Source organism: Thioclava sp. NS-SX20 (assembly GCF_057380695.1).
This window is the reverse complement of the sequence record NZ_CM170816.1, coordinates 2,576,883-2,596,751: the sequence shown is the minus strand read 5'-3', so window position 1 is coordinate 2,596,751 and position 19,869 is coordinate 2,576,883. Positions and strand designations below refer to the sequence as shown.

18 protein-coding genes are annotated in these 19,869 nt (G+C 57.4%); 10 read left to right on the top strand and 8 right to left on the bottom strand.

What is annotated here, in order from left to right; all coding sequences use genetic code 11:
- Window positions 1-5: 5 nt before the first annotated feature.
- Genes dnaQ through AC2ISB_RS12745 form a run of 4 tightly spaced genes read right to left on the bottom strand, consistent with a single transcriptional unit; the run spans window position 6 to window position 2,713 of the window.
- Window positions 6-692, bottom strand: a complete 687-nt coding sequence (gene dnaQ, locus AC2ISB_RS12760; protein ID WP_339108615.1) for a DNA polymerase III subunit epsilon — start codon at window positions 690-692, stop codon at window positions 6-8.
- Complete coding sequence (gene coaE / locus AC2ISB_RS12755) at window positions 685-1,284, bottom strand: dephospho-CoA kinase (RefSeq protein ID WP_486575308.1); 600 nt, start codon at window positions 1,282-1,284, stop codon at window positions 685-687. The genes dnaQ and coaE overlap by 8 nt, the downstream gene beginning before the upstream one ends.
- On the bottom strand, window positions 1,281-2,117 hold the full coding sequence (locus AC2ISB_RS12750; RefSeq protein WP_339108613.1) for a shikimate dehydrogenase: 837 nt from the start codon (window positions 2,115-2,117) through the stop codon (window positions 1,281-1,283). The genes coaE and AC2ISB_RS12750 overlap by 4 nt, the downstream gene beginning before the upstream one ends.
- Window positions 2,114-2,713, bottom strand: a complete 600-nt coding sequence (locus AC2ISB_RS12745) for a Maf family nucleotide pyrophosphatase (RefSeq protein ID WP_339108612.1) — start codon at window positions 2,711-2,713, stop codon at window positions 2,114-2,116. The genes AC2ISB_RS12750 and AC2ISB_RS12745 overlap by 4 nt, the downstream gene beginning before the upstream one ends.
- A gap of 407 nt (window positions 2,714-3,120) precedes the next feature.
- Here AC2ISB_RS12745 and AC2ISB_RS12740 point away from each other — a divergent pair, with 407 nt between their 5' ends.
- The 7 genes from AC2ISB_RS12740 to AC2ISB_RS12710 all read left to right on the top strand — a co-directional run bounded on the left by AC2ISB_RS12740 (window position 3,121) and on the right by AC2ISB_RS12710 (window position 10,500).
- Window positions 3,121-3,597 carry a CopD family protein gene (locus tag AC2ISB_RS12740; RefSeq protein WP_339108611.1) on the top strand — a complete coding sequence of 159 codons (477 nt, stop codon included), beginning with the start codon at window positions 3,121-3,123 and terminating at the stop codon, window positions 3,595-3,597.
- A gap of 122 nt (window positions 3,598-3,719) precedes the next feature.
- Window positions 3,720-5,012 carry a transcription termination factor Rho gene (gene rho, locus AC2ISB_RS12735; RefSeq protein ID WP_339108610.1) on the top strand — a complete coding sequence of 431 codons (1,293 nt, stop codon included), beginning with the start codon at window positions 3,720-3,722 and terminating at the stop codon, window positions 5,010-5,012.
- A gap of 21 nt (window positions 5,013-5,033) precedes the next feature.
- Entirely contained in the window at window positions 5,034-6,317 is a 1,284-nt protein-coding gene (gene mnmE, locus AC2ISB_RS12730; RefSeq protein WP_486576801.1) for a tRNA uridine-5-carboxymethylaminomethyl(34) synthesis GTPase MnmE, read from the top strand.
- An 11-nt stretch (window positions 6,318-6,328) separates the two neighbouring features.
- Entirely contained in the window at window positions 6,329-8,191 is a 1,863-nt protein-coding gene (mnmG, locus tag AC2ISB_RS12725) for a tRNA uridine-5-carboxymethylaminomethyl(34) synthesis enzyme MnmG (RefSeq protein WP_486575306.1), read from the top strand.
- A 9-nt stretch (window positions 8,192-8,200) separates the two neighbouring features.
- Window positions 8,201-8,809 (top strand): 16S rRNA (guanine(527)-N(7))-methyltransferase RsmG, encoded by a 609-nt coding sequence (gene rsmG / locus AC2ISB_RS12720; RefSeq protein ID WP_486575305.1) that lies wholly within the window; start codon window positions 8,201-8,203, stop codon window positions 8,807-8,809.
- The gene (locus AC2ISB_RS12715) at window positions 8,802-9,635 is read left to right on the top strand and encodes a ParA family protein (RefSeq protein ID WP_486575303.1); all 834 of its coding nucleotides are present in this window, start codon (window positions 8,802-8,804) and stop codon (window positions 9,633-9,635) included. Before rsmG ends, AC2ISB_RS12715 begins: the two co-directional genes overlap by 8 nt.
- Entirely contained in the window at window positions 9,619-10,500 is an 882-nt protein-coding gene (locus tag AC2ISB_RS12710) for a ParB/RepB/Spo0J family partition protein (RefSeq protein WP_406721508.1), read from the top strand. The genes AC2ISB_RS12715 and AC2ISB_RS12710 overlap by 17 nt, the downstream gene beginning before the upstream one ends.
- Here AC2ISB_RS12710 and hemW read toward each other — a convergent pair.
- From hemW to rph, 3 genes are read right to left on the bottom strand one after another with little or no spacing between them, the layout of a single operon-like run.
- The gene (hemW, locus tag AC2ISB_RS12705; protein WP_486575302.1) at window positions 10,497-11,666 is read right to left on the bottom strand and encodes a radical SAM family heme chaperone HemW; all 1,170 of its coding nucleotides are present in this window, start codon (window positions 11,664-11,666) and stop codon (window positions 10,497-10,499) included. The two genes, AC2ISB_RS12710 and hemW, sit on opposite strands and share 4 nt — an antisense overlap.
- Before the next feature lie 48 nt (window positions 11,667-11,714).
- A complete protein-coding gene (gene rdgB, locus AC2ISB_RS12700) occupies window positions 11,715-12,326 on the bottom strand; it encodes an RdgB/HAM1 family non-canonical purine NTP pyrophosphatase (protein WP_339108604.1) in 612 nt (203 codons plus the stop codon).
- Window positions 12,323-13,036: a ribonuclease PH gene (gene rph / locus AC2ISB_RS12695; RefSeq protein ID WP_339108603.1), complete on the bottom strand. Its 714-nt coding sequence runs from the start codon at window positions 13,034-13,036 to the stop codon at window positions 12,323-12,325. Before rph ends, rdgB begins: the two co-directional genes overlap by 4 nt.
- A gap of 125 nt (window positions 13,037-13,161) precedes the next feature.
- Between rph and hrcA the strand changes: the two genes are divergently transcribed.
- On the top strand, window positions 13,162-14,223 hold the full coding sequence (gene hrcA / locus AC2ISB_RS12690) for a heat-inducible transcriptional repressor HrcA (RefSeq protein ID WP_339108602.1): 1,062 nt from the start codon (window positions 13,162-13,164) through the stop codon (window positions 14,221-14,223).
- Window positions 14,224-14,228: 5 nt separating this feature from the next.
- Window positions 14,229-14,774, top strand: a complete 546-nt coding sequence (locus tag AC2ISB_RS12685) for a nucleotide exchange factor GrpE (RefSeq protein ID WP_339108601.1) — start codon at window positions 14,229-14,231, stop codon at window positions 14,772-14,774.
- Window positions 14,775-14,819: 45 nt separating this feature from the next.
- Here AC2ISB_RS12685 and mutS read toward each other — a convergent pair whose 3' ends face one another.
- On the bottom strand, window positions 14,820-17,456 hold the full coding sequence (mutS, locus tag AC2ISB_RS12680; RefSeq protein WP_486575300.1) for a DNA mismatch repair protein MutS: 2,637 nt from the start codon (window positions 17,454-17,456) through the stop codon (window positions 14,820-14,822).
- A gap of 121 nt (window positions 17,457-17,577) precedes the next feature.
- Here mutS and AC2ISB_RS12675 point away from each other — a divergent pair, with 121 nt between their 5' ends.
- On the top strand, window positions 17,578-19,836 hold the full coding sequence (locus tag AC2ISB_RS12675) for an NADP-dependent malic enzyme (protein ID WP_406735824.1): 2,259 nt from the start codon (window positions 17,578-17,580) through the stop codon (window positions 19,834-19,836).
- Window positions 19,837-19,869: the final 33 nt, after the last annotated feature.

Below are 19,869 nucleotides of genomic sequence, written 5' to 3'. Positions count from 1 at the left end.
ATTAGTCAGCGTTTCCAGATTGCGTTTTCTCCCAGCTTCTCGACATAAGCGGCATGGGCCGCCGCCTCGATTTCGGTCACGCGGGAGGGCAGGGCCTGAGGACGTGGTGCAGGGCGCCATATCTCGGAAGGGCCAGCATTTTGGGCATGCTGATCAAGATTAAGACCAAAGCCCGGCTGACGCCCGCCAATAAGTTCCAGATAGACTTCGGCCAGAATTTCACTGTCCAGAAGAGCCCCATGCAGCGTCCGCGAGGAGTTATCGATAGAAAACCGCCGACATAGCGCATCAAGCGTGGCCGGAGACCCGGGAAACATCCGCCGCGCCATTGTCAGCGTATCGACCGCGCGGTCATCAGCGATCAACGGCTTTTTCACCCAGCCAAGTTCGGCATTGAGAAACCGCATATCGAATTTGGCGTTATGGATCACCAGCTTGGAATCCGGTCCGATAAAATCCAGAAAATCCTGTGCGATTTCAATGAATTTCGGCTTATCAGCCAGAAACTCATTCCCCAAACCATGCACCTGGAACGCCTCTGTCGGCATGTCCCGCTCGGGGTTGATATACTGGTGGTAGTGATTGCCGGTCGGCATATGGTTGAACAGCTCGACCGCACCGATTTCAACGATACGGTGGCCCTCGTTCGGTTCAAATCCGGTGGTCTCGGTATCGAGAACAATCTCACGCATGAGGCTTCTCCATGATCTGGTCAATCAGACGTCGCACATCCCGAGCCGCAGTTTCAACATCAAGCGTTTCGATGACATAGTCCGCGCGCGCACGTTTTTCCGCATCCGGCATCTGCTTGGACAGAATAAGCTCGAACTCCGCTTCGCTCATTGTTCCACGTGAAAGCACGCGCTGTTTCTGGATCTGGGCAGGGGCACTGACCACCAGAACGGCATCACAGACTTTATCGGCGCCGGTTTCAAACAAAAGCGGAATATCCAGAACAATCAGCGGCTCCTGCAGATGGGATGCCACGAACTCCGTCCGAGATTGCGCGGTCAACGGATGCACGATCGCCTCCAGCTGGACCATCGCCTCGGGTGTGTCTTTCAACAGCGCCTTCAATGCCTTGCGGTCAACCTTCCCATCCTTGACGGCATTCGGAAACTGCGCCGCGATCGGGGCAACGGCAGCGCCGCCCAGATCATAAAGCTGACGCACGACCGCATCCGCATCCCAAACCGGAATGGACGCAGCCGCAAAAAGAGCTGCCGTGGTCGATTTCCCCATTCCGATAGAGCCGGTCAGGCCCAATATGAAAGGACGGGTCATTGCCCCAGAACCTCGATGCGCAGGGCCTCGGTTACCTCGGGACTTTGACCGAACCAGCGCTCAAACCCCGGACGTCCCTGATGCAACAGCATGCCCAGCCCGTCCACAATCCGGCATCCCTGCGCCTGTGCCTTTTGCAGGAAAGCCGTAAGCAGCGGAATATAGACGATATCTGTTGCCAATGCGGTTTCCGGTAACAGATCCAGCGAGATGTCGAATGGCGGTTGGCCCTCCATTCCCAAAGACGTGGTATTGACCGCTGTTGCCACCCCGTCAAAAATGGCTGCGGCCTCCTCCCAGTCATACACCCTGACCTTCGGACCGAAGCTTTCGGCCAGCGCCTCGGCACGCGCCTTGGTGCGGTTGCACAGCCGGATTTCAGGCACACCAGCTTCCAACAGGGAAACAATAATGGCCCGCGCAGCCCCACCAGCCCCTAGAACAGCGGCAGGACCCGCCGATGGTTCCCAATCGGGAGCGCTTTGCCGTAAATTCGCGATAAAACCATAACCATCCGTATTATCGGCAAAAATACTGCCATCTTCCGCCAGAACCAGCGTATTGGCAGACCCGATCAGCTTAGCACGGTCGCTGACCTCATCTGCCAGCGCCAGAGCCGCCTCCTTATGGGGAATGGTAATATTCACCCCGACAAATCCGGCCTTATGCAAGCCGCGCAAAACCGCTTCCAGATCCGCAGGCGCGACATCCATCGGCACATAATAACCTGACAAGCCATAGCTGCGCAGCCAGAACCCGTGCAATGCCGGAGAACGCGAATGCGACACGGGATGACCGATCACACCGGCCAGCGGAATTTTCTTATGGCTCATGTTGTCAGCTCCCCACGCGCACGCAACCAGTTCAGAAACTCCATTAACGGCAGTCCCAATACGTGGAAATAATCGCCTTCCACCTTGGAAAACAAGCGCACACCCTCTTCTTCAAGCTTGTAACATCCGACAGCCTGCCGGATAGACTCCCAGTTACGCGTGACATAATCCTCGATAAACCCTTCCGAGAGATCATGCATCGTCAGGCGCACAACGCCGACATGCCGCCAGAGCGGTTCATTGTCACGTATGATCACAGCCGCCGACAAAAGCTTATGCGTCTTGCCCGAAAGAGCGCGTAACTGTTCAATCGCCGCTTCCTGGGTGTCCGGCTTGGAAAAGATCCGCCCCTCCAGATCAAGCACCTGATCCGCCCCCAGAACCATGACGCCAGCGACGCTGCGCGAGAGCTTCTTGGCTTTCATCTCGGCCAGAAAATCAGCGACATCACGCGGCGATGCACCTTCTGCCTGCATCGAGGCACGGATCATCTCTTCATCGATACGGGCGGGTTTTGCCACGATTTCCAGCCCCGCATTGCGCAGCAATTGGGCCCGAATTTCGGACTGGGACGCCAGCAGGATGGGGATAGTCATGTGGATAAGCCTCTCGGTAACCGTATGTATAAAACAGGGGATAACCCCGACAGGCGATTTCCTCCACAGTTATCGGCAGGTTTCACGCAGCTTCGAAGATATTTTTCCACCTGTGAGAAGAGTCTTCCTCAGTCTGTGAGCGACTCATATAGGTTAACTTTTCCCACCAGTTTATCCACAAGCCGAATCGGACTTTGCAAACTTTGCAAACATTTGAAAACATAATTTTTTCTTGTTAAATCGTGCAGGTTATCGACTCTGTGGGCAAATAGTTTATCCACTGTGGATAAATCGGGGAATAACGGTGAATCCACAGTATCCACAGGGCCTATAATTATCTTCTATTCTTTCTTAATTATATTTTTATTTTTAGAGAGAGATTGGCGCCTAACACCGGAGACCAAGCCATGCTGACAGCCGTGCAAGATTTTCTCGCGATCTATTATCCGTGGATCAAAGCCTTCCACGTGATGTCGGTGCTGGCGTGGATGGCAGGGCTGTTCTATTTGCCGCGGCTCTTCGTGTATCACGTGGAAGGGCTCAAGAAGCAGGGGGTCACAGCGGGTTCGGAAATGGATCTTCTGTTCCAGCATCAGGAGCGTCTGCTTTTGAAAGCGATCATGAACCCTGCGATGATCTCGGCATGGAGCTTCGGTCTGTGTCTGGTTCTGATCCCTGGCGTTGTTGACTGGACGATGGCGTGGTCGTGGGTCAAAGCGGCTTCGGTGATCGGGATGACGTGGTTTCATCACTGGCTTGGATTGCGCCGGAAAGATTTTGTGAATGGCCGCAATACCCGTAGCGGCAAAACCTACCGGATGATGAACGAGCTCCCCACGCTTTTCATGGTTCTGATTGTCATCGCCGTGATCGTGAAATTCTAGGCAATCGTTGACTCGCGGGCGATTTTGATCTAGCGCAGGATGAAACCCCGACCGTCCTGGCCGGGAGTCGTTCCAATTACATCGAGATTTCGTTTCGGCTGGCCCGAAAGCGAGGGGAATTCATGACCGAAGAGCGTCCGCATCCCGAAGACGAGCGTCTGAATCTGGCTGACCTGAAGGCGAAAAGCCCCAAGGCATTGCTGGCTATGGCCGAAGAGTGGGAAATCGAGAACGCCTCGACCATGCGCAAGGGCGAAATGATGTTCGCACTGCTGAAAGCGCATGCCGAAGAAGACATCACCATTGGCGGGGACGGGGTTCTGGAAGTGTTGCAGGACGGTTTCGGCTTCCTGCGCTCGACCGAAGCCAACTATCTGCCGGGTCCGGACGATATCTATGTCTCGCCCGACATGATCCGCCAGCACGCGTTGCGCACTGGCGACACCGTCGAGGGCATCATCCGCTCTCCGGGCGAAAACGAACGCTATTTCGTGCTGACCAAAGTCGAGAAAATTAACTTTGAAGAGCCCGAAAAGGCGCGTCACAAGGTTGCTTTTGATAACCTGACGCCGCTTTATCCCGACGAGCGCCTGAAAATGGAGATCGAGGACCCGACGATCAAGGATCGCTCGGCACGGATCATCGATCTGGTTGCTCCGATCGGGAAGGGGCAGCGGTCGCTGATCGTGGCACCGCCGCGGACCGGTAAAACGGTTCTGCTGCAGAATATCGCCACCTCGATCGAGAAAAATCACCCCGAGTGCTATCTGATCGTACTTCTGATCGACGAACGTCCGGAAGAGGTGACCGATATGCAGCGTTCGGTGAAGGGGGAGGTTGTTTCCTCGACCTTCGACGAACCGGCAACGCGCCACGTGGCCGTGTCCGAGATGGTGATGGAAAAAGCCAAGCGTCTGGTTGAACACAAGCGCGATGTGGTGATCCTGCTCGACTCGATCACCCGTCTGGGGCGCGCGTTCAACACCGTGGTGCCGAGCTCGGGCAAGGTTCTGACCGGTGGTGTGGATGCCAACGCGCTTCAACGCCCGAAACGCTTCTTCGGGGCGGCACGGAACATCGAAGAGGGCGGGTCGCTGACGATCATCGCGACCGCGCTGATCGATACCGGTTCGCGCATGGATGAGGTCATCTTTGAGGAATTCAAAGGGACGGGGAACTCGGAGATCGTGCTGGACCGCAAGGTGGCCGACAAGCGCGTCTTCCCGGCGATGGATATTCTCAAATCCGGTACGCGGAAAGAGGATCTGCTGGTTGAACAGAAGGATCTGCAGAAGACCTATCTGTTGCGCCGCATCCTCAACCCGATGGGCACGACCGATGCGATCGAGTTCCTGATCTCGAAGCTCAAACAGACCAAAACGAATTCCGAATTCTTCGACTCCATGAACGGTTAATCCGTTCCCGAGAGGGATATGATGGATACGATCTTTGCACTGGCCACTGCCCGCGGAAAAGCGGGGGTGGCCGTTATTCGTATTTCCGGGCCGAAAGCCTGGGAAGCTGCCTCGCGTCTTTGCGGGACGTTGCCGCCTGCGCGACAGACCGCGCTGCGTGTGTTGAGGCTGGAGGGTGAGGCGCTGGACGAGGCAGTGGTGCTGCCCTTTGCCAAGGGGCATAGTTTTACCGGCGAAGAGGTCGTTGAGTTCCATATCCACGGAGCCGTGGCGACAGTGAGTGCGGTTTTGCGGGCCTTGGGCACGAATCCCGACCTGCGAATGGCGGAAGCGGGCGAATTCACCCGCCGCGCGATGGAGAATGAGCGCTTGGATCTTTCTCAGGTCGAAGGTCTGGCTGATCTCATCGAGGCGGAAACAGAATCCCAAAGAAAACAGGCTCTTAAGGTTCTGTCTGGCTCTGTCGGGAAGGTCGTGGACGGCTGGCGAGAGCGGTTGGTCAGAGCTGCGGCGCTGTTGGAAGTGACCATCGACTTCGCCGATGAAGATGTACCGGTCGATGTGACGCCTGAAGTTCTTGCGGAAATTGATGCCGTTCAAAGCAGTTTGAGCGAGGAAATCCGGCGTTTTGGCGCGGCCGAGCGTATTCGCGATGGTTTCGAGGTGGCGATTGTTGGCCGTCCTAATGCTGGAAAATCAACACTTCTCAATGCGTTAGCGGGAAGAGAGGCTGCAATTACCTCCGAGATTGCTGGCACGACAAGGGATGTGATCGAAGTTCGCATGGATCTGGCGGGATTGGCGGTTACATTACTGGATACCGCTGGATTGCGCGAAACCACAGATGTTGTCGAAGCGATTGGAGTAGATCGCGCGATCAGTCGAGCCAAAGACGCCGATCTGCGGGTTTTCTTGCTGGATGGGGAAGAGTTACCTCTCCTAGAGCCACAAGCGGGAGATCTGATCGCTTATGGAAAAGCCGATATTGTAAGCGGGGAAGGGCTTCGCGTGTCAGGAAAAACCGGCGCGGGAATAGACCAGCTTGTTGCCGAGATTACCCGGCGCCTTCTTGCGCAAGCCGAGGGGGCAGGGATCATGACGCGGGAACGACATCGTGATGCACTTATTAACGCAAACCGGGCTTTGGATTCGGCGCGAAATGAGGTAATGAGCAGTTTCGACCGTCCTGAACTTTCTGCGGTTTATCTGCGGGAGGCCGCTCGGTCTTTGGAATCTCTGTTGGGCAGGGTGGATGTCGAGAATCTCTTGGATGAGATATTCTTGAGTTTTTGCATCGGGAAATAGGAGTGTTTCACGTGAAACATTTTGACGTTATTGTTGTCGGCGGCGGACATGCCGGAACCGAAGCAGCCCATGCAGCCGCTCGCATGGGAGCAAAGACTGCGTTGGTCACACTTCGCCGTGAGGCGATAGGCGTTATGTCGTGCAATCCGGCGATAGGGGGGCTTGGTAAGGGGCACCTTGTTCGCGAGATTGACGCGATGGACGGTGTTATGGGTGTTGCAGCCGATAGGGCAGGGATCCAGTTCCGTCTTCTTAACCGGCGCAAAGGGCCCGCGGTTCAGGGACCAAGAGCCCAAGCGGACCGAAAGCTTTATCGTCAGGCGATGGCTGATCTTACAGCTCAACAGGCCAATCTTGAGGTCGTTGAAGGCGAAGCCGTTGATCTTGTGATTAAAAATGGTCGCATTGCCGGTGTGATGCTTGCAGATGGCGCAGAAATAGAATGTCAGTCGGTCGTCTTGACGACTGGCACGTTTTTGCACGGTGTTATCCACATCGGTGATAAAAGCTATCCTGGTGGACGCATGGGAGATCGCCCGTCCGTTCCGCTTGCCGATAGGCTGAAAGCCTTGGATCTTCCTCTGGGGCGCCTTAAAACAGGGACGCCACCAAGGTTGAACGGTAAGACCATTGATTGGTCAATTCTTGAAAGTCAGCCCGGTGATGATGATCCGGCCATGTTCAGCTTTCTGAATAAGAAGCCGCTGGTGCGGCAGATCTCTTGCGGGATCACGCATACCAACGAAGTGACGCATCAGATTATTCGCGAAAATCTGTCCCGTTCGGCAATGTATGGGGGACATATTGAAGGGGTAGGGCCGCGGTATTGCCCTTCAATCGAAGACAAGATTGTTCGATTTGCGGATAAGACATCGCATCAGGTCTTTCTGGAGCCAGAGGGACTTGATGATGATACCGTATATCCTAACGGTATTTCGACGTCTCTTCCCGAAGACGTTCAACATGAATATGTGCGTTCGATGCGGGGGCTTGAGAATGTAGAGATCCTCCAACCCGGATATGCGATCGAATATGATTACGTCGATCCGCGCAGCTTAAATTCCTCTTTGGAAATGCGCGCGCAACCCGGATTGTATCTGGCGGGGCAAATTAATGGCACCACTGGATACGAAGAGGCTGCTGCGCAAGGCCTGGTTGCCGGTCTGAATGCCGCGGCTGCTGCGCTAGGGCGGGAGCAGGTCCAGTTTTCGCGCACGCAGAGCTATATCGGTGTGATGGTTGATGATCTTATCACCCGCGGAGTAACGGAACCTTACCGCATGTTTACATCGCGAGCGGAGTTCCGGCTTTCCCTTCGGGCAGATAACGCCGATCAACGTTTGACCCCACTCGCATTGGAAATCGGCTGCGTATCCGATGTTCGGACCGCCGCATATCTGGCAAAACAAGAAGCGATGGACGCAGGGCGCGCGCTTATGGAAGCCTGTGTTCTGACGCCGAAAGAGGCGATCTCTTATGGGTTCAAGGTTAATCAAGATGGACAGCGTCGGTCTGCATTTTCCTTCCTGTCTTTCCCTGACATAACTTTTGACGATATGGCGCGGGTGTTCCCTGAACTTCAGGATATCGGTCCCGAAATTTCCGATCAGTTAGCGAAAGATGCGCTTTACGCAAATTATCTTATCCGTCAGGAGCGAGATATTGCAGCAATGCAGCGCGATGAAGCTTGGAAAATTCCTGAGGATTTTGACTATTCGGGTCTGTCTGGTCTTTCGAACGAACTCCGGCTCAAACTCGGCAAGGCACAACCTAGCACTCTTGGGCAGGCGGGGCGTGTCGATGGTGTGACACCAGCTGCCTTGGCGTTGATTCTGGCGAAACTACGCCAGTCGCGGAAACAGAAGTCAGCGTGAGGCGCAGCTATGGAGCCCAATCTCCCCATTGATGTTTCACGTGAAACAATCGAGCGTTTCGAAATTTATGAAGCGCTGGTCAAAAAGTGGAATCCTGCGATAAACCTTGTGGCGAAATCGACGATATCGCAGTTTCAGAAACGGCATCTGGCAGATTCTATTCAAATCTATGACCCGACGCTGTCATGGAAGCGCTGGGTCGATTTGGGATCTGGCGGCGGTCTACCGGGGATAGTTGTGGCAATTTTGGCAGCCCAACATAATCCGGAAGCTCAGGTGCATCTTGTTGAGAGCGATCAGCGCAAGTGTGCGTTTCTTATGACATGCATTCGCGAGTTGTCGATTTCGGCGCAGGTTCACAGTCAGAGAATTCTGGATATCCCTTCGTTACAAGCCGATGTTATTTCAGCGCGGGCCTTGGCTGCCCTTGACATGCTTCTTGAGTTCTCAACCTACCACCAGCGTGAAAATGCTGTTTTCCTTTTCCCGAAAGGGGCGAATTGGAAAAGTGAAGTGCTCGAGGCGCAAAAGTCATGGACCTTCAAATATGAAGCTTCTAGAAGCAACACAGATCCAGATGCAACAATACTAAAAATCTCAGGAGCAGAGCGTGTCTGACCGTTCCTTTATAAAGGCACCGCGTATTATTGCGGTGACCAACCAGAAGGGTGGCGTGGGAAAAACCACTACGGCGATCAACCTTGCCAGCGCACTGATCGAGCAGGGCTGCCGTGTTCTTGTGGTTGATCTTGATCCGCAGGGAAACGCATCGACCGGGCTTGGGTTGGAACTCGAAGATCGTGATTACAGCACCTATGATCTGCTGACGGGGGAGGCAGACGTTGGTGATATTGTTGTCAAAACGCAATGGGACGGCCTGTGGCTCAGTCCTGCAACAACCGATCTGGCCTCTGCCGATATGGAACTCCATGATGCCGATCAGCGCAGCTTCCTGCTTCAGAAGGCGCTACGTTCCGAAGACATCAATGATCTTGAACTGGACTATATCCTCATTGATTGCCCGCCGTCCTTAAGTCTTCTGACGGTTAATGCGATGGTGGCAGCAGATTCCGTGCTTGTGCCGCTTCAGGCCGAATTTTTCGCTCTTGAGGGTCTATCGCAGTTGATGCTGAGCGTTCGAGAGGTGCGGCAGGGCGCGAATCCGAATTTGCGCATCGAGGGGGTCGTGCTCACCATGTATGATGTCCGTAACAACCTCTCGCAGCTGGTCGAAGCCGATGCACGGGCGACTTTGGGCGAAATCGTCTTCAAAACGATGATTCCGCGCAATGTCCGGATCTCTGAAGCGCCGTCTTATGCGCAATCCGTTTTGCATTATGATAGCGGGTCACGCGGGGCGAAAGCCTATCGTGCCCTTGCAAAAGAATTATTGGAGCGCCACGAAGGCGCAAATCGCAGGGGGGCACATGAGCAAGAAGCCTGAACGCCGGGGGTTGGGGCGCGGATTGAGTGCCCTGATGGCTGATGTAAATATTGAACCGAACCAGGATAATACGGTGCCGCGTCGTCCCGAAAGTTTCATCCCGATCGAGAAGATCGAACCCAATCCCGAACAGCCGCGCCGTCATTTCGACGAGCAGGCGCTTCAGGAGCTGGCGGATTCTATTCGTGAGAAGGGTGTCATTCAGCCGCTCATCGTCAGGGCGCATCCTTCTAAAAGCGATATGTACGAGATCGTTGCGGGGGAACGCCGCTGGCGGGCGTCGCAACTGGCGCAGTTGCACGAGCTTCCAGTCATTATTCGGGATTTCAACGACACCGAAGTTCTTGAAGTCGCCATTATCGAGAACATTCAGCGTGCAGACCTCAATCCTCTGGAAGAGGCGCTGAGCTATCGCCAGTTGATGGATCGTTTCGGTCATACGCAGGAAAAGGTGGCCGAGGCTCTTTCGAAAAGCCGCAGCCATATTGCGAACCTTTTGCGCCTTCTCAATCTGCCCGACGAGGTTCAGGAATATTTGCGCGATGGGCGTCTGACCGCCGGTCATGCGCGCGCAATGATTACCGCCGACGATCCGATCGGTTTGGCGAAAGAAGCGGTGTCAAAAGGTCTTTCGGTTCGCGAAGTCGAGCGTAAGGCCAAGTCTCCGACAGCCGAGAAAAAGCCGAAAAACCGCCCTGTGATTGAAAAGGATGCGGATACTCGCGCGTTGGAAGCCGATCTTTCCGCAACAATCGGCATGAAGGTCGAGATCAATCATAGAGGCGAAGAGGGCGGGACGGTTGTTCTCAGCTATAAAGATCTCGAGCAGCTTGATGCAATCTGTCAGATGCTGACAAAACTTTAATCCGGCATTAGTTCACGGATAACCGCATTGAGAACCGCGCGACCTTCACGGGTGGCGCGGATTTTCGTTTGATCCGTCTCTAACATGCCGATATCGACAAGGTAGGCGATGCGATCCTGTGGCAGTTGCGCGCCGCTTAGTGCTTCGTAGCGTGTCACATCCAGACCCTCCTGAAGCCGCATGCCGAACAGCAGGAATTCCACCACTTCCTCACTGCGCGGCAGAGCCTCGCGGGAAAGCTCGCCAGACCCCGTTTTGCGGACCTGATCTATCCATGCACCGGGTTGTTTGAGGGTGTCCGTCGCATGGCGGATCCCATTATGGGTCAAACGACCATGTGCGCCTGGACCGATACCGGCATAGTCACCATAGCGCCAGTAAATCAGGTTATGCCGGCTTTCAGAGCCTTCTTTCGCATGGTTAGACACTTCATAGGCCGGAAAACCGGCCGATTCCGATATATCTTGTGTCAGCAGATACATATCCGCAGCACTGTCATCATCGGGCAATCCCTTCAGAAGTCCACGCTCTGCCCGTGCGCCGAAAACAGTGCCTTCCTCAACTGTCAGTTGATAAAGCGAAAGGTGGTCAATCGCCATCGACAGCGCCTCCGAGAGCTCTTTGCGCCAGTCGGACAGGGTCTGGTCCTGTCGTGCATAGATCAGATCGAAGCTCACGCGATCAAAGACGGAACGCGCAATATCAAAGGCTTTGCGGCCTTCCGCAACCGAATGCATCCGCCCCAGTTTACGCAGATCGGCATCGTTCATGGCCTGCATGCCCATCGACACACGGTTAACGCCCGCTTCGGAATAGGCTCTGAAGCGACCCGCTTCGATGCTCGTGGGGTTCGCCTCCAGCGTGATCTCGAGATCATTCGACATGCGCCAGCTTTTGCGCACGCGAGTCAGAATGGCGTCAACCACATCCGGATCCATCAGCGACGGCGTGCCGCCACCGAAAAACACCGTGTTCAGCACACGGCCCCCGGTTTCGCCTGCGAGACGGTCGATTTCCGATAGATATGCCTCGGCCCAGACTTTCTGGTCGATAGAGGCCGTGACATGGGAATTGAAATCGCAATAGGGACATTTTGCGGCGCAGAATGGCCAATGGATGTAAAGTCCGAACCCTCCGGCGCGCCAATCTTCAATAGCAGTCGTCATGGGCGCACTCCGGTGGTGGGTGCCACGTGTTTCACGTGGCACAACAGGTCAGGCAGGCTCGAAAGCCTCGGTCAGTTTCTTGAAGGCGGCCGCGCGATGCGACAACTGGTTTTTGCGCTCGTGGCTCATCTCGGCGAAGGTATGGCTCGAGCCTTGCGGCTGGAACATCGGGTCATAGCCATGCCCCTGTTCGCCGCGCATAGGCCAGACAAGATGACCCTCGCAGATGCCTTCGAAGACCTCGTCATGCCCGTCCGGCCATGCCAGAACGAGGGTCGAGCAGAACCGGGCCGTGCGTGGCCGGTCAGCGCCGGATTTTTCGCACTCGGCCCATGTCTTTTCCATCGCCATCTTGAAATCGCGGCCATTGGGGGTCTCTGCCCAATCGGCGGTATAGACACCGGGCGCCCCGCCCAGACAATCCACCTCGATGCCGCTATCGTCCGAAAGCGCGGGCAGGCCGGTGGCTTTGGCGGCGGCATGGGCCTTGATCCGTGCATTGCCGACAAAGGTGGTTTCCGTCTCGTCCGGCACGGGAAGATCCAGTTCGGCGGCACCTACGCATTCAATGCCATAGGGTTTCAGAAGTTCCGATATTTCTTCCAGCTTGCCGGCGTTATGGGTCGCGACAAGCAGTTTTTTCTCTGTGAATTTTCTCATCCAATAGCGTCCTTCTGTGCGGCAACCAGTTCTGCAATCCCGCTTTCGGCAAGATCCATCAGCTGGTTCATCTGATCGCGGGTATAGGTAGAGCCTTCTGCCGACATTTGTACCTCGATCAGCTTACCCTTGCCGGTCATGATGAAATTGCCGTCCACACCGGCCTCGCTATCCTCGGCATAATCGAGGTCGCAGACATTCTGGCCCGCATAGATCCCGCAGGAGACAGCCGCCACATGGTCGATCAGCGGATCGGAGGTGATGATCCCCTTGGCCAGCAGTTTGTTGGTGGCAAGACGCAGCGCCACCCAGCCACCGGTGATCGAGGCGCAGCGCGTGCCGCCATCGGCCTGAATGACATCGCAGTCAATCACGATCTGCCGCTCGCCAAGGGCGCTCCGGTCAAGCCCTGCACGCAAGGCCCGACCGATCAGGCGCTGGATCTCGACGGTGCGGCCCCCCTGTTTGCCAGCGGCGGCCTCGCGGCGGGTGCGCGAATGGGTGGCGCGGGGTAGCATGCCATATTCCGCCGTTACCCAGCCAAGACCGGTATTTTTCAGGAACGACGGCGCGCGGTCTTCGATGGTTGCGGTGCACAGCACGTGGGTGTCGCCCACCTTGATCAGGCAGGACCCTTCGGCATGTTTGGTAACACCGGTCTCGATAGTGACCTTGCGCATTTCGTTGAGGTTCCGTCCTGAGGGCCGCATATCCGCTCCTTTGGTGTAAATCGTCCTGCTCCATTTGCGCGCCTTCCTCGTATGATGCAAGGGCTCAGGACAGATTGACGATCGCTCTCGCAACCCGTTTACTGCGGCTCAGGAGTTTTGAGACCATGACAGAGCAAAAACAGACCCTGACAGAGCTGAATGACCGCTCGCGCGAGGTATTCCGCCGCGTGGTCGAGGGCTATCTGGAAACCGGCGATCCGGTCGGCTCGCGCAGCCTGACCCGCATGATGAGCGAAAAGCTTTCGGCGGCAACCATCCGCAATGTGATGAACGATCTCGAATTCCTCGGTCTGCTGGACAGCCCGCATATTTCGGCGGGGCGGGTGCCGACGCAGATGGGGCTGCGGATGTTTGTCGACGGTTTCATGGAGGTCGGCACATTGGGGGCCGAGGACCGCGCGGCGCTGGATGCCAGCGTTGGCGGCAATGATCCCGATCTGGGCAATCTGATGGATCGCGTCGGCTCGGCCCTGTCGGGAATGACGCATGGGGCGAGCCTTGTTCTGTCGCCCAAGCAGGAAGCGCCGATCAAACACATCGAATTTGTGGGCCTTGCGCCCGATCGTGCGCTGGTGGTGCTGGTTTTTGCCAATGGTCAGGTCGAAAATCGTGTCTTCACACCGCCGCCCGGCCAGACGCCATCCTCGCTACGGGAGGCGGCGAATTTCATCAACTCGCTGGCCGAGGGGCGCACCCTGACCGAGCTGCGCCACGTGATGGCCGATGAAATCAGAAACCGCCGTGCCGAGCTGGACACGCTGGCGGCTGATCTGGTCGAACAGGGGCTGGCCGAATGGGAGGACAAGGGCACCTCTTACGAACGCCTGATCGTGCGCGGACAGTCGAATCTTCTGGAGCAGATCTCCGATCTGGACCGTATCCGCACCTTGTTTGATGATCTGGAACGCAAGCGTGACATCGCGGAATTTCTCGATCTGGCGCAGGACGGGGACGGTGTGCGCATTTTTATTGGCTCCGAGAACAAGCTTTTTTCACTTTCGGGTTCCTCTCTGGTGGTAAGTCCCTATATGAACGCTGATCGGAAGATAATCGGTGCGATTGGCGTCATCGGCCCGACACGGCTGAATTACGGGCGGATCGTGCCGATCGTGGACTATACAGCGCAACTGGTCGGGCGGATGCTGTCGGGCCGGGGCAAAGGATGAAACGCATGAGCGACAAAAAAGACGAAATGAGCGAAGATCAGGTTCATCTCGACGAGACGTTCGAAGACATCATGAACGAAGGCGAGGGCGAGCTTGAAGCCCTGCGTGCCGAACGCGACGAGCTGCGCGACCGCTGGATGCGCGCATTGGCCGATGCCGAGAATTCGCGCAAGCGTGCCGATAAAGAGCGCCGCGATGCCGAAAATTACGGTGGGTCGCGTCTGGCCCGCGACATGCTGCCGGTTTTCGACAATATGCAGCGCGCGCTGAACGCTATCTCGGACGAGCTGCGCGAAAAAGCCGAGGCGCTGATCGAGGGCGTCGAACTGACCCAGCGTGAGTTGCTGAACGTCTTCGAAAAGCACGGCATCAACCAGATCGCGCCGCAGGTGGGTGACAAATTCGACCCGACCCATCACGAAGCGATGTTCGAAGCCCCCGTGCCGAACACCGTGGCGGGCGACATCATTCAGGTGATGGATGTGGGCTTTATGATCCACGACCGTCTGCTGCGTCCGGCCAAGGTCGGTGTCAGCTCGACGCCGAAGTGATGTTTCACGTGACGCATTGAAAAGGGGGCCGCTTGGCCCCCTTTGTCATTTCAGCATCTCGCGCAGCTCATAAAGCGCCTGTAGCGCCTCGCGCGGGGACAGGTCATCGGGATTGATCCCGCTCAGGCGTTCTTCCAGCGGGCTGGGGCCTTGCGGCACTGGCGCAGGCGGCGGCGCAGAGGCGAAAAGCGGCAGATCATCAATCAACATCTGTTTCTTGGCACCGCTGTCACGGTCGCCCTTTTCGAGCATGTCCAGCACCGATTTCGCGCGTGATACCACGCTATCGGGCAGACCCGCTAAGCGCGCGACCTGCACCCCGTAGGACCGGTCTGCCGCACCCTTCTTCACCTCATGCAGGAAGATCACATCGCCCGCATGTTCCTTCACGCTGACGGTCGCATTTTCCACCCCGTCAAGTTTGGCCGAAAGCGCTGTCATCTCGTGGTAATGGGTCGCAAAAAGGGCACGGCAGCGGTTGGTGGCATGTAGATGCTCCATCACTGCCCAAGCGATTGACAGCCCGTCATAGGTGGCCGTGCCGCGCCCGATCTCGTCCAAAATCACCAGCGCGCGGTCATCGGCCTGATTGAGGATCGCTGCGGTTTCGACCATCTCGACCATGAAGGTCGAGCGCCCCCGCGCCAGATCATCGGCGGCCCCCACACGGGAAAACAGCTGGCTCACTAGCCCGATATGCGCCCGTTCCGCAGGCACAAAGCTGCCCGCCTGCGCCAGCAGCGCGATGATCGCATTCTGTCGCAGGAAGGTCGATTTACCCGCCATATTCGGGCCGGTCAGCAACCAGATCGCAGGCGTGCTGTCTTTGGTCAGCCCGCAATCATTGGCGATAAACGGCGTGCCCGAGCGCTTGAGCGCATGTTCCACCACCGGATGCCGCCCTGCGGTGATTTCAAACGCGCGGGAGCTGTCGATCTCGGGGCGGACCCAGTCACCCGAGCGCGCCAGATCGGCAAAAGCACAGCCCAGATCGATCTCGGCCAGCGCACGCGACGCCTCGCCGATCGGCCCTGCCTGATCCATGATCGCGGCTTTCAGCCTGTCATAGAGCCGTTTTTCAATCTCCAACGCCCTCGCACCGGCATTATGGATACGCGTCTCCAGCTCGGAAAGTTCAACGGTGGTGAAACGCACCTGATTGGCCGTGGTCTGGCGATGGATGAATTTCTCGGACAGGGGGGCCGAGAGCATCTTCTCGGCATGGGTCGAGGTGCATTCGATGAAATAGCCCAGCACGTTGTTATGCTTGATCTTCAGGCTCGAAATGCCGGTTTCCTCGACAAATCCGGCCTGCATACCCGCAATCACCCCGCGCCCCTCGTCCCGCAGGCGGCGCGTTTCGTCGAGTTCCTCATCATAGCCCTGCGCGATAAACCCGCCATCACGCGCCAGCAGCGGCGGCTCGGCAATCAGGGCGGCATCCAGCAGCGCCACCAGCGCATCATGGCCCTGTAGTGCCTGCGCCGCATCCTGTAACAAACGCGGCGCCTCAGAGCCTGTGATCACATCATAAAGCCCGCCCGCCTGACCTAAGCCATTGCGGATCGCGGCCATATCGCGCGGGCCGCCGCGGTCCAGCGCCAGCCGCGACAGGGCGCGGTCCATATCGGGGCAGCGCTTCAGATCAGACCGCAGGTCTTCCGTAAAACGGGTCTGTTCCACGAGAAACGCCACCGTGTCATGGCGGGCATGGATCTGCGCCAGATCGCGCGAGGGGGCCGCCACGCGACGTTCCAGCAGACGCGCCCCACCCGCCGTCACAGTGCGGTCGATGACATTCAGCAAAGACCCTTCGCGCCCGCCCGACAGAGCCTGCGTCAGTTCCAGATTGCGCCGCGTCGAGGCGTCGATCTGCACGATGGTGCCTGCCTCTTCGCGCTGGGGGCGGCGCAGAAGCGGCAGTTTGCCGCGTTGGGTCAGGTCGAGGTAGTCGACAATCGCGCCCATGGCCGAAAGCTCGGCACGGGTGAAGCTGCCAAAGGCCTCAAGCGAGCCCACCTGATAAAGATCGCGCAGCTTCTGTTCACCCGAGGCACTGTCAAACACCGCCCGCGCCAAGGGGGTCACGGCGGCCCTCACATCCTCGATCACTTCGCGGAATGCCTCTTCGCCGCTATCCGACACCAGCACCTCGCGCGGGGTCAGGCGGGCCAGTTCCGGCCCCAGACGCGCGGGTGCACAGGCCATCACACGGAATTCGCCGGTGGAAATATCAACCCAAGCCAGCGCGCCCTCGTCGCGCAGGGCGGAATAGGCCGCAAGGAAATTGTGGCGCCGCGCTTCCAGAAGGCTTTCCTCGGTCAGGGTGCCGGGGGTGACCAGCCGCACGACATCGCGTTTGACGACCGATTTATAGCCGCGCTTCTTGGCCTCGGCGGGATCTTCCAACTGCTCGGCAATCGCCACGCGAAATCCCTTACGGATCAGCGTCAGCAGATAGCCTTCGGCGGCATGGACAGGCACGCCGCACATCGGGATCTCTTCGCCCTCATGGCTGCCGCGCTTGGTCAGCGCGATATCGAGCGCCGCAGCCGCCTCGACCGCATCCTGAAAGAACATCTCGTAGAAATCGCCCATGCGGTAGAACAGCAAAGCCCCCGGATTGGTGTCTTTGATCCCCAGATATTGTTCCATCATCGGTGTGACGGTCGGCTTTGCCATCGGTTGCCCCCTGTTTGCTCGTGGCGGACCCTACAAAAGGCGAAGCCGGCCCGCAATCTATTGAGACGCAGGCCCCAAGCGGCTAAGAAGATTGTGACTTGCAAGAAGGATATCGGCCCACATGTCCGGAAAGAACAAAATCACCCGTGAAGAAGCTCTGAGCTATCACTTGGAGCCCACGCCGGGGAAATTCGAAATTACCCCGACCACCCCCATGACCACCCAGCGCGACCTGTCGCTGGCCTATAGCCCGGGGGTGGCGGTTCCGGTGGAAGCCATCGCCGAGAACCCCGAGACCGCTTATGACTACACGGTCAAAGGCAATATGGTTGCCGTCATCTCGAATGGGTCGGCCATTCTGGGGCTGGGTAATCTTGGCGCGCTGGCGTCCAAGCCCGTGATGGAAGGCAAGGCGGTTCTGTTCAAGAAATTCGCCGATGTGAATGCCGTCGATATCGAACTGGATACGATGGAGGCCGACGAGATCATCAAGGCCGTCAAGTTGATGGAGCCGACTTTCGGCGGCATCAACCTTGAAGACATCAAAGCGCCCGAATGTTTCATCATCGAACAGGCGCTGAAGGAACAGATGGATATTCCGGTGTTCCATGATGACCAGCACGGCACGGCGGTGATCTGTGCGGCGGGCCTTCTGAACGCGCTCGAGATATCGGGCAAGAAGATCGAAGACTGCAAGATCGTGCTCAATGGCGCCGGTGCTGCAGGTATCGCCTGCCTTGAGCTCATCAAGACGATGGGCGCGCGTAACGAGAACTGCATCATGTGCGACACCAAGGGCGTGATCTATAAAGGTCGCACCGAGGGCATGAACCAGTGGAAATCGGCTCATGCGATCGAGACTACGGCGCGGACGCTGGAAGATGCGATGGAAGGGGCGGATGTGTTCCTTGGTGTCTCGGCCAAGGGCGCTGTGACGCAGGATATGGTGAAATCGATGGCCGATAATCCGGTCATCTTCGCGATGGCCAACCCCGACCCCGAGATCACCCCCGAAGAGGCCCATGAAGTCCGCGAGGATGCGATCGTGGCGACGGGCCGTTCGGATTATCCGAACCAGGTCAATAACGTGCTGGGCTTCCCCTATCTGTTCCGCGGGGCGCTCGATATCCATGCCCGCGCGATCAATGACGAGATGAAGATCGCCTGTGCCGAGGCGCTGGCGAAACTCGCCCGCGAGGACGTGCCGGATGAGGTGGCAATGGCCTATGGCCGCAAGCTGTCTTTCGGGCGCGACTATATCATCCCCACGCCCTTCGATCCGCGTCTGATCCATGTGATCCCGCCGGCGGTGGCCAAAGCCGGTATGGATACGGGTGTGGCGCGTCGTCCGATCATCGATATGGAGGCCTATGTCCATAGCCTGAGGGCCCGTATGGACCCGACCGCGACGATCCTGCAGTCGATCCATGCCCGTGCGCGCAAGGCGCAGGCCCGTATGATCTTTGCCGAGGGCGATGATCTGCGTGTGCTGCGCGCGGCTGTGCAATACCAGCGCTCGGGCACCGGCACCTCTATTGTGGTGGGCCGCGAGAACGAGGTGCGCGAAAATCTGGAAAGCGCAGGTCTTGGCGATGCCTTCCGCGAGCTGACCGTGGTGAATGCCGCCAATACCAAGCACCTCGATGCCTATCGCGACTTCCTCTACAAGCGCCTGCAGCGTCAGGGGGTGGACCGCGAGGATGCCTATAAGATGGCCGCCCGCGACCGTCACGTTTTTGCGGCGCTGATGCTGGTGCATGGTCATGGCGATGCGCTGGTGACCGGTGTGACCCGCAAATCGGCCCATGTGCTGGAACGCATCAACAAGGTGGTTGATGCCACCTCGGAAAGCGGGGCCGTCGGCATTACTGCCGTGCTGAACAAGGGCAAGATCGTGCTTCTGGGCGATACGCTGGTGCATGAATGGCCCGACGAGAACGATCTGGCCGATATCGCGACCGCCGGAGCGGGGGTTGCCCGTTCGCTGGGGCTTGATCCGCGGGTGGCCTTCTGTTCCTTCTCGACCTTCGGCTATCCGGTGTCGGAACGCTCGCAGAAGATGCATGTCGCGCCGCAGGTGCTCGACGCGCGTGGCGCCGATTTCGAATATGACGGCGAGATGGCTGTGGATGTGGCGCTCAATGCGTCGGTGATGAAGAAATACGACTTCTGCCGCCTGTCGGGTCCGGCCAATATTCTGGTCATGCCCGCGCGTCACTCGGCCTCGATCTCGATCAAGCTGTTGCAAGAGATGGGCGGGGCCACCGTGATCGGCCCGATCCTGACCGGCGTGGAACATCCGATTCAGGTGTGTTCGACCACCGCGACTGTGTCCGACATCGTCAATATGGCGGCGCTGGCGGCCTGTAGCGCGAAATAAGCGCCACAAAACTGTAAAACAAAACAGGTCCGG

Excerpts from the sequence above, each read along its gene's own strand:
- dnaQ (WP_339108615.1), bottom strand. The coding sequence starts at position 692 with ATGCGTGAGATTGTTCTCGATACCGAGACCACCGGATTTGAACCGAAC.
- coaE (WP_486575308.1), bottom strand. The coding sequence starts at position 1,284 with ATGACCCGTCCTTTCATATTGGGCCTGACCGGCTCTATCGGAATGGGG.
- AC2ISB_RS12750 (WP_339108613.1), bottom strand. The coding sequence starts at position 2,117 with ATGAGCCATAAGAAAATTCCGCTGGCCGGTGTGATCGGTCATCCCGTG.
- AC2ISB_RS12745 (WP_339108612.1), bottom strand. The coding sequence starts at position 2,713 with ATGACTATCCCCATCCTGCTGGCGTCCCAGTCCGAAATTCGGGCCCAA.
- AC2ISB_RS12740 (WP_339108611.1), top strand. The coding sequence starts at position 3,121 with ATGCTGACAGCCGTGCAAGATTTTCTCGCGATCTATTATCCGTGGATC.
- rho (WP_339108610.1), top strand. The coding sequence starts at position 3,720 with ATGACCGAAGAGCGTCCGCATCCCGAAGACGAGCGTCTGAATCTGGCT.
- mnmE (WP_486576801.1), top strand. The coding sequence starts at position 5,034 with ATGGATACGATCTTTGCACTGGCCACTGCCCGCGGAAAAGCGGGGGTG.
- rsmG (WP_486575305.1), top strand. The coding sequence starts at position 8,201 with ATGGAGCCCAATCTCCCCATTGATGTTTCACGTGAAACAATCGAGCGT.
- AC2ISB_RS12710 (WP_406721508.1), top strand. The coding sequence starts at position 9,619 with ATGAGCAAGAAGCCTGAACGCCGGGGGTTGGGGCGCGGATTGAGTGCC.
- hemW (WP_486575302.1), bottom strand. The coding sequence starts at position 11,666 with ATGACGACTGCTATTGAAGATTGGCGCGCCGGAGGGTTCGGACTTTAC.
- rdgB (WP_339108604.1), bottom strand. The coding sequence starts at position 12,326 with ATGAGAAAATTCACAGAGAAAAAACTGCTTGTCGCGACCCATAACGCC.
- rph (WP_339108603.1), bottom strand. The coding sequence starts at position 13,036 with ATGCGGCCCTCAGGACGGAACCTCAACGAAATGCGCAAGGTCACTATC.
- hrcA (WP_339108602.1), top strand. The coding sequence starts at position 13,162 with ATGACAGAGCAAAAACAGACCCTGACAGAGCTGAATGACCGCTCGCGC.
- AC2ISB_RS12685 (WP_339108601.1), top strand. The coding sequence starts at position 14,229 with ATGAGCGACAAAAAAGACGAAATGAGCGAAGATCAGGTTCATCTCGAC.
- mutS (WP_486575300.1), bottom strand. The coding sequence starts at position 17,456 with ATGGCAAAGCCGACCGTCACACCGATGATGGAACAATATCTGGGGATC.
- AC2ISB_RS12675 (WP_406735824.1), top strand. The coding sequence starts at position 17,578 with ATGTCCGGAAAGAACAAAATCACCCGTGAAGAAGCTCTGAGCTATCAC.